Annotated in this window: 5 protein-coding genes; all 5 read right to left on the bottom strand. The window is 68.0% G+C overall.

The window, feature by feature from the left end:
- Positions 1–545 (bottom strand): TatD family hydrolase (locus VFZ20_RS31120; protein WP_329687872.1); only part of this gene is annotated, 545 nt, incomplete at its 3' end.
- A 47-nt stretch (positions 546–592) separates the two neighbouring features.
- Positions 593–1954 (bottom strand): Qat anti-phage system QueC-like protein QatC, encoded by a 1362-nt coding sequence (gene qatC, locus VFZ20_RS31115; protein WP_329687871.1) that lies wholly within the window; start codon positions 1952–1954, stop codon positions 593–595.
- On the bottom strand, positions 1951–2379 hold the full coding sequence (locus VFZ20_RS31110) for a hypothetical protein (protein WP_329687870.1): 429 nt from the start codon (positions 2377–2379) through the stop codon (positions 1951–1953). Before VFZ20_RS31110 ends, qatC begins: the two co-directional genes overlap by 4 nt.
- A 492-nt stretch (positions 2380–2871) precedes the next feature.
- Positions 2872–4749, bottom strand: coding sequence for a KAP family P-loop NTPase fold protein (locus VFZ20_RS31105; protein WP_329687869.1), 1878 nt, complete (start codon positions 4747–4749; stop codon positions 2872–2874).
- Between the two features lie 972 nt (positions 4750–5721).
- Positions 5722–7056, bottom strand: a complete 1335-nt coding sequence (locus VFZ20_RS31100) for an ISNCY family transposase (protein WP_329687868.1) — start codon at positions 7054–7056, stop codon at positions 5722–5724.
- Between the last annotated feature and the right edge of the window lie 132 nt (positions 7057–7188).

The following is a 7188-nucleotide window of genomic DNA, read 5'->3' as shown; positions in this document are numbered from 1 at the left end:
AGCAGGCGCTCGTGCGGGACCTCGCGCAGCCACCGCAGCGCGCTCTCGGACCGAACCATCGAGGGGTTGACGGATACGAACGCGCCGTGCGCGAGCGCACGGCGCAGCGTCTTCGCCGATCCTGAATACCAGTGGAGGATCCACGTCCCGCGGAAACTGGGGCCGAATGCGTCCACGACATCCTCGGCCGCCCGCCGGCTGTGGACCGTCAGCACCTGTCCGCCGTGCGCGTCCGACAGCTCGATGATGCGCGACAGCACCTCCCTCTGAAGCGCCCGCTCGCCCTGGTCCGGCGTGACGTAGTCCAGCCCGATCTCCCCGATGTACCGCGCCCGCGGGACGAGTTCGCCCAGCAGCGCGGCCTCCCGTTTCCGCGCGGCGACCACTTCGGGGTGGAAACCCAGCGCGGCACGCACGTAGCGGCTACCGGCAGCCAGCCGCTCCATCGGCTCGAACACCGAAGGCGTATTCGTCACCGCGATGCAGTAGGTGCGGCTGCGCTCCGCGCGCGCGATCAGCGCCCGGGGGTCCGGGAAGAGGTCCACGTGGCAGTGCGTGTCAACGAGCGGCGCCTCCCCGGCAGGCGCAGGGCTCACGTGGCCACCGGGTGCCCCAGGAGGAAATGCGCCACCTCGTTCAACCCAGCCCGGTACACGGCCGTGTACTCCTCCGCCTCGTTCGGCGGGATGGGCCCCGACCGCAGTACGTCGTCGATGTCCGCATGCTCCCTGGCGCGCTCAAGCGCAATCTCCACCGGGATCACGTCCTTCGACCGGCCGGCGCTGAGCAGATGCCGCTCGCCACGCACGTCGTACCGGTACTGCTGCGGGCCGTCCAGCCCGACGACATCCAGCGATGCCCGGCGGATGATGCACGGGACGCAGTACCCGCAATGCGGCTGCGGACGAGCGGGATCGTGCTTCATCTCATTCGGGTGGGCACACGAGCTCGTCTTCTCCGGTCCCAGCGTGCGCACCAGCTCGGCCTCGGCCCCGTACAGCCGCTCGACCATCTGCCCCTTGGTGAGGAAGCGGTACGGGTTTACGAGCGGCACCTCTATCCCTAGCCCGGCCAGCACGCTTCTCAGCAGATCGAGCGTGTACGGATGGGTGGTGCGCGTGCTGTAACTTCCCAAACGCGCCGACGTGAGCGGGACGTTCAGGCTGATGAACCCGTTCTCGGGAATCAGCAGCGGAGTGCCCCGGCGCAGGCAGGACGCCACCAGTATCCCCAGCCCGATGAAGAGGATCGAGCGGCTGCGCTGCGTGTTCTCCTTGCCTGTGACCTGCCCGTCGGGAGGCGGCGGGTTGAGGCGGAATCTCACGTGCCGCAGGCGGTCCGCGCCGAAGCGGCCGGCCAGCCCCTTTACGAGCTCCTTCTGCGCGGGGCTGGAGAAGCGATCATGGCCCTTCGCGTTGTGGCTCACGAGCGCGAGCTTCGTCCCCGCCGCCAGCGCCTCAGCGGCGCCGATGAACGAGTCGAGCCCGCCGGAAAGGAGGCAGACCGCATCGACGTCCAGCTCGCCGCCCTTGCCCAGGTACCTGGGAACACGCGGCGGCTGAGGGAAGCTGGCCTGGCGGAACCGGACCTCCCAGCGGTCACCCGTCAGGAACGTGAGCAAGCGGCGAAACGGCGTGGAGACCCCTTCCCACGCAGCCACGTCCGCGACGGGCACGTGCAGCACCAGTTCGCGTGTCCAGTTGTCGTAGCCGCGAGCCCTCGGGATCCGCAGATCAGCGGAGTACACGGCCGCCGCCGCACGGAAGAGCTCAACGGCCGGCTGAGGTGCCGTCAGCGTGAAGAAATCCAGCAACTCCCACACGTCCGCATCCATCTGCACGTGGGGCTCGGCCGAGATGGACTCCGCGGAGAACGGCACGACCGCCTCCGCGGGATCCACCTCGGGGACATAGCCATCCCGCGCACCCGCGCGGATCACGATGTGGTGGATCATCGGGCCACCTCCAGCAGGCGAAAGCCGTCGAATACGATGCGGTCGATCAGCTTGGCCGCTTCCGGCGTGTTCCAGTCCAGGCGTGCGAGATCCTGCTCACCGAAGTCCAGCCGGACGGTCTGCATCACGAACTCCTTGATGTCACGCTCCAGCCGCACCGCGTGCTGCGCGGAGAGCGCTTCCTCTTCGATCTTGATGGACAGGGCGTTCACCAGCCGGCCATTGATGTACGCGGCCACGAAGTGCTGCATCGTGGCCGCGATCCCCGCGGAGTCCAGCGCATCCAGGGCTTCCACGCCACGACCTTCGACATCGTACCGCTTGAAGAGCTCAACCAGCGCTTCCACGGCCGCCGCTCGCGCGATGGCCGCCTCCGCAAGCGCGCCGTTGGGGATGATCGCTTCCGCGAGAGCCGTCAGCAGCACCCGCGGGCTCTGCCCGAGGTACGTCTCCAGCCCCAGCCGGCGGAAGGCCTCCGCCACGCCACGCTGGGGCGATGGCCCCGAGCACCGCTCCGATGCGCCGCGCCGTCCGAGTCCCCGATCTCGAGGCATTCGTCGCCGCACGCGCCCGGCCGTGGGCACGCACGAACGTACGGCCGATCGTCCGGATGTCGCGCGTAGCCTCCGCCCCTGTGCGCCCGGAGCGGGCAAGCCTGCCGAGCAGCGTCTTCGGGCTTCGCCATTCGAGGCTGGGCGGAGCGGGTGGCGGTTCGGCCGCCGGATCGTCCCCGGGTGGCTGGTCCGGCGCCGTCGGCTGCTCGGGTGCAGGGTCCGCCGGCGGGGGCGGCTCCTCGGGCAGGGGGTCCAGCACCTCTTCGGGGATGTCGGCCCCGTCGTCCTCGAGTTCGGGAGCCCAGGGGGGCAGGAGCGAGTTGATGTTCTTCGGGCCCTGGTTGGACGCGGAAGTGCCCATGGTCAGCGGCGCGGGAGCTCGGGGGAGACAGCGCTTCCGCCGGCCTGCGGAAGACGCTCCAGCATCATTTTCGAAGCCTGGGCGAGCCGGGGGTTTCCATCCTCCTTCGACCAGGTGGTCAGGAGCCCGTCCACGGCCCCTTCCATCCCCGCCAAGCGGCGGAGGTTGGCGACACGCGGGGGCGTCGGCATGCCCAGCCGCACCACCGGGATCCCGGCGAGGTAAGCAAGGAGCGCGGGGGCCAGGTCTACTCGGCTTTCGACCAGCTGGAACATCGCGTGAAACGCCGAGTTGTCGGCCTCCAGATCCTCCTCCCGCTCCGCTGCCTCGCCCAGCGCGGTGAGCACGGCTGAGGCGTCGGCCGCGTTCAGGTCCCGCGCTTCGCGCGCGCCGTTGCCCCGGAACGCGGCCGATTCGCTCAGCAGCTTGGACAGAACACCACGGGCGGCCGGGGAAAGCCGCGCCGCTGCCGACTGGAAGGCTACGACCTTCTCACGGGCGAAATAGAAGTACGGCTTCAGGTCCACGCCTGCGAGCTGGGGCTCCAGGGCGAGCCACTCCCGCAGCCATGGATCCGCCGTGTAGATGAGCAGGTGGGGCGACAGCGAAGGGGGCGAGGAAGGCTCCGGCTTCGCCGCCGGCGCCTTCCGTACGCCTCCGGCTTTCGGCTTCTCCGGCTCTGCGGCCTGCGCGGCCGGAGCCGCCGGGGGCGCGTCCTGCTCCCTCCGCCACGCCTCCAACTCCGCGATCTCCACCGGCTGCCCGTCCTGCGCGCTTTGCCAGCGCGCGAGTGCACGGAACGTAGCGTCCGCGTAGTACTCGAGCAGCATCAGCTTCGCCGTGATCCGCTTCTGCAGCGGGACTCCGCGCGCCTCGGCCATCTGCAGGCGGAGCAGGAGCGCGTTCAGGAACCGTTTCGTCTGGCGCGGATTGCCGGACGTGCTGGTCGCGAGCACGTCGGCGATCTGGGCGGCAAGGGCCAGATCATCCGCAAGGGCGGCAGGCACGTCGTGGCCCAGCGCCTCGCGAGCCGTCGCCCCGGTGAAGAGGACTTCGGTCCCGATGCTCCCGCGGGCTCCCTTGAGCAACCCCTGGCAGAGCGTCGTGTAGTCGCCGGCCGGCAGGTGGAGCTCCGCGAACAACAGGTTCACGTAGGTGGCGATGTCGGCCCGGCTGAGCGCGGGGACGTGGATCGGCACCTGCACCAGCTTCTCCAGATACTCCCGGCCCAGGTCGCGGCCGGGGTCTGCCAGGTCCCGGTACTGCGTCTGGACCGCGTGCCGCACCAGACGCTCGTCCGCGCTGATCACGAAAGCCGTGCGCTTCACGAAGACGAAGAGGCGGATCGCCTCCAGCGTCTCGATCACGGTCGTTGGCAGGCAGCGGTCTAGGTCGTCCACGAAGACCACGAGCGTCTCGACATCAGTCTTCTTCAGCAGCTCCTCGAAGTCGTCGTGGAACTCGCGGACGCTGCGGCGGATGTTGTCCTCGCCCTCCGGCGCCTCCTTGATCACCCCCTCCATCCCATCCGCCGCGGTCTTGACTACCTCCGTGGTCACGGCCGCGGCGTCCGGCGCAGGCGGCAGCCCCGCCTTCACGCTGAAGTACGTCTTGATCCCCCAGCCCATCAGGCGGAACCAGTTGACGCGCTTGCGCAGACGGTGGAACAGGTCTCCCGCCTTCTCCACCGCGCGCCGCTTGTCGGCTAGCTCGTCCAGGATCGAACCGATGATGGCCGCTTTCGCATCCTCGTAACCCTCGAAGAGCCAACCGTTGAAGTACACGCATAGCGTGCCTTTCTCGCGCTCGAGCTGCTCCTGCACCATGCGCACGACCGTCGACTTGCCACTGCCCCAGTCGCCGTACACGCCGATCGTCACCGGCAGCAGCCGCTGGTTCCTGGCCGTGGCAGCCACGGCCGCAACTAGGTGCTGAACATTGTAGAGATCGATGGGGGATTCGTTATCAGACCACATGGAGCGATGGGAAGTGACTTGGTGGGAGACTACCCGCGGGCCGGCGCACTGAACTGCGCAATTTCTGCAAATCAGCCGGCAGTCGCAAGGCATGGGCTGGACCGCACCTCGCGGCCGATGCTCAGGGGTTGTGCGCGAGTCCGCACCCTGCCATACACAGCTCCGCCCGGCGAGCAAAGCTCACCCAGCGAGCACCGACACCTCGTCCTCGACCCCGCCGGCCCAGCCGGCACTCCGCCCACTGAGCGCCCGGCGGTTCTGACGCTGTCGGCCACGTGCAGCCGCAAACTGTCGTGCTCGGCCATCCTTCGCGTCCTCTCCCAGTGCTCCGCCGCGGTCGGCCGCGTGGCCGTCCGCTCCGGGCGGGTTGCGGCCCAGAATGTGGACAAGTTTCCCCCGCCTTACATTAGAATGCGCTCAGATACGCTCAGATAGGGCGGCTCGAAATTCCTCAGCAAGAACCTTCGCATGCTTCCGCGCTGCGCTGGTGTCCGGCCCATTCCGACGCAGGTCTCTGGGCCCAGGACGGTTTGGCCGCACCCTATGTCGAGCACAACAGGCGACGCTGGTGAACGCAGCGCCCCGCGTTGCACGCGTGCAACGCGGGGCATGGAGCTCTCGACCCGCCACCGGCTCACGCGCGGTCGCTACGGATCGGCGGCACTCGGTTTCGAGGCTAGCCTAGTTCTCATCCGAAAACAGCATTCCCGGCGCGTGGGTCGGCACGCGAGGAGGCGCTGAGCCGGCTTCCATCAGCCCTCGAGGAAGCGCTCTGATCGGCTCCGAGAGCTCTGAAACGGCCTCGTATGCCGTTCGCGACGCTCCTGGGCACACTCCTCCCAGCAGTGGCTTTCGGGCACTTCCCGGCTTTCTGCCTCAGTCCAGCAGGTGTCGCGCGAGCGTCAGCAGATTGGCCGCAAGCACCGAGCTCCAGACGTAGCTGGCGAAAGACGCTTCGCCACGCCACGTGCAGCGACTCAGGCCAAAGACCCGCTTCAGGTACGAGATCCCGCCCTCGATCCCTGCCCGGAAGCGGCGTAGCGAGTCGTACACCCGCTGGCTGCCCGTCATGTCTTCCACCGTCAGCCCGCACTTCTTCGCGAAGCACACCTGCGGTACCCCGGCCGCCTTGGCTTCCTTCAGGTTCTCACGCGAGGCGTAGCCCCCGTCGAAGGCCGCCTGCCGCGGCAGCTTCCCGTAGATCTCCTTCTGCCGGCGCAGCATCGGCAGGCACCGCGTCGAGTCGGCCGGGTTTCCCTGCTCGACCACGCAGTCCAGGATCAGCCCCGAGGCCCCGCCCGTCAGGTTGATCTTGTGCCCGTACTGCGTCTCCCGGTCCCGCCGCTTCAGGATGTCCGTGTGCGGCTCGAAGATCGACACCAGCTTCTCCTCCGCCGGCACCTTCTCTCCCTTCAGCACCCGCCGCTCCGTCTGGTCGATGACCTTCCTCAGCAGCGCGGCAAAGTGCACCAGGCGCGTGCGCACCCGCTCCACCTGCCGGCCTTCCTTCCCCTCCAGCGCCTTCGCCCCCGCTTCGGCGTAGCCCAGCGTACGGCGGCTCACCACCAGCAACTGCTCGTACAGCGCCGTGCGCTGCTCCGGTTTCCGGGCGTCGGAGATCGCGCGCATGCTTTGCTTCGCGCTCCGCTCGTAGTCGCGCCAGCTCCGGAACCCCGCCAGCTTCCGTGCCTTTCTCAGCAGATGCGCCAGCACCCGCACCCCGTCGTACAACAGCGTCGAGTCACTCGGATCGTGGATGTTCGCTTCCACCCCCGTGCTGTCGATCCGCACCTTCTTCCCGTCCTCCACCTTCTTCTTCTCGGCGTGCTTCACCACCAGGCGGTTCGCCTCCTCCAGCGCCGCCTGCTCCACCTTCTTCAGGTTCTCCGCCAGTGCCGATCGCGAAGGCAGCGGCTCGAGGAAGCCGAACCCGCAGAACGTGCGGTAGCTCGCCGAGTCCATCAGGTGAAACGCAAGCTCCTCGTAGCTGAACTCCCGCAACTGCTTGACCACCATCACCCGCACCACTTGATCCCCCGTCATCCCGCTGCGCCCCAGGTGCGGGTTCTTCACCCCGCGCACAAGCTCTTGCTCCACCCGCTCCGCGATGCCAGGTTCCTGATCCAGGATCCGGCCGATCATCTCCAGCTCCCGCGCATGCGGGTGCTCGATCCACGGCTGAACCAGCGACAGCTGTTCTTTTCGGCGCATCCGGGTGTGGCTCCGGTTCGGGTGACTTGGTCTCGGCAAAGAACAAGTTACTCCGTTCACTTGAGTTTCACATCCGGATGCGCCTTCTTTCGCCCCTTTAGCCCCTCATCCGAGTTTCCGGATGAGAACTAG

The sequence above is a fragment of the Longimicrobium sp. genome, from assembly GCF_036280135.1.
Taxonomy (GTDB): domain Bacteria; phylum Gemmatimonadota; class Gemmatimonadetes; order Longimicrobiales; family Longimicrobiaceae; genus Longimicrobium.
The sequence above is the reverse complement of the archived record's forward strand: the minus strand, read 5'-3'. Positions and strand labels throughout refer to the sequence as shown.

Bases quoted from the DNA above. Each gene is read 5' to 3' on its own strand.
- qatC (WP_329687871.1), bottom strand. From the start codon at position 1,954: ATGATCCACCACATCGTGATCCGCGCGGGTGCGCGGGATGGCTATGTC.
- VFZ20_RS31100 (WP_329687868.1), bottom strand. From the start codon at position 7,056: ATGCGCCGAAAAGAACAGCTGTCGCTGGTTCAGCCGTGGATCGAGCAC.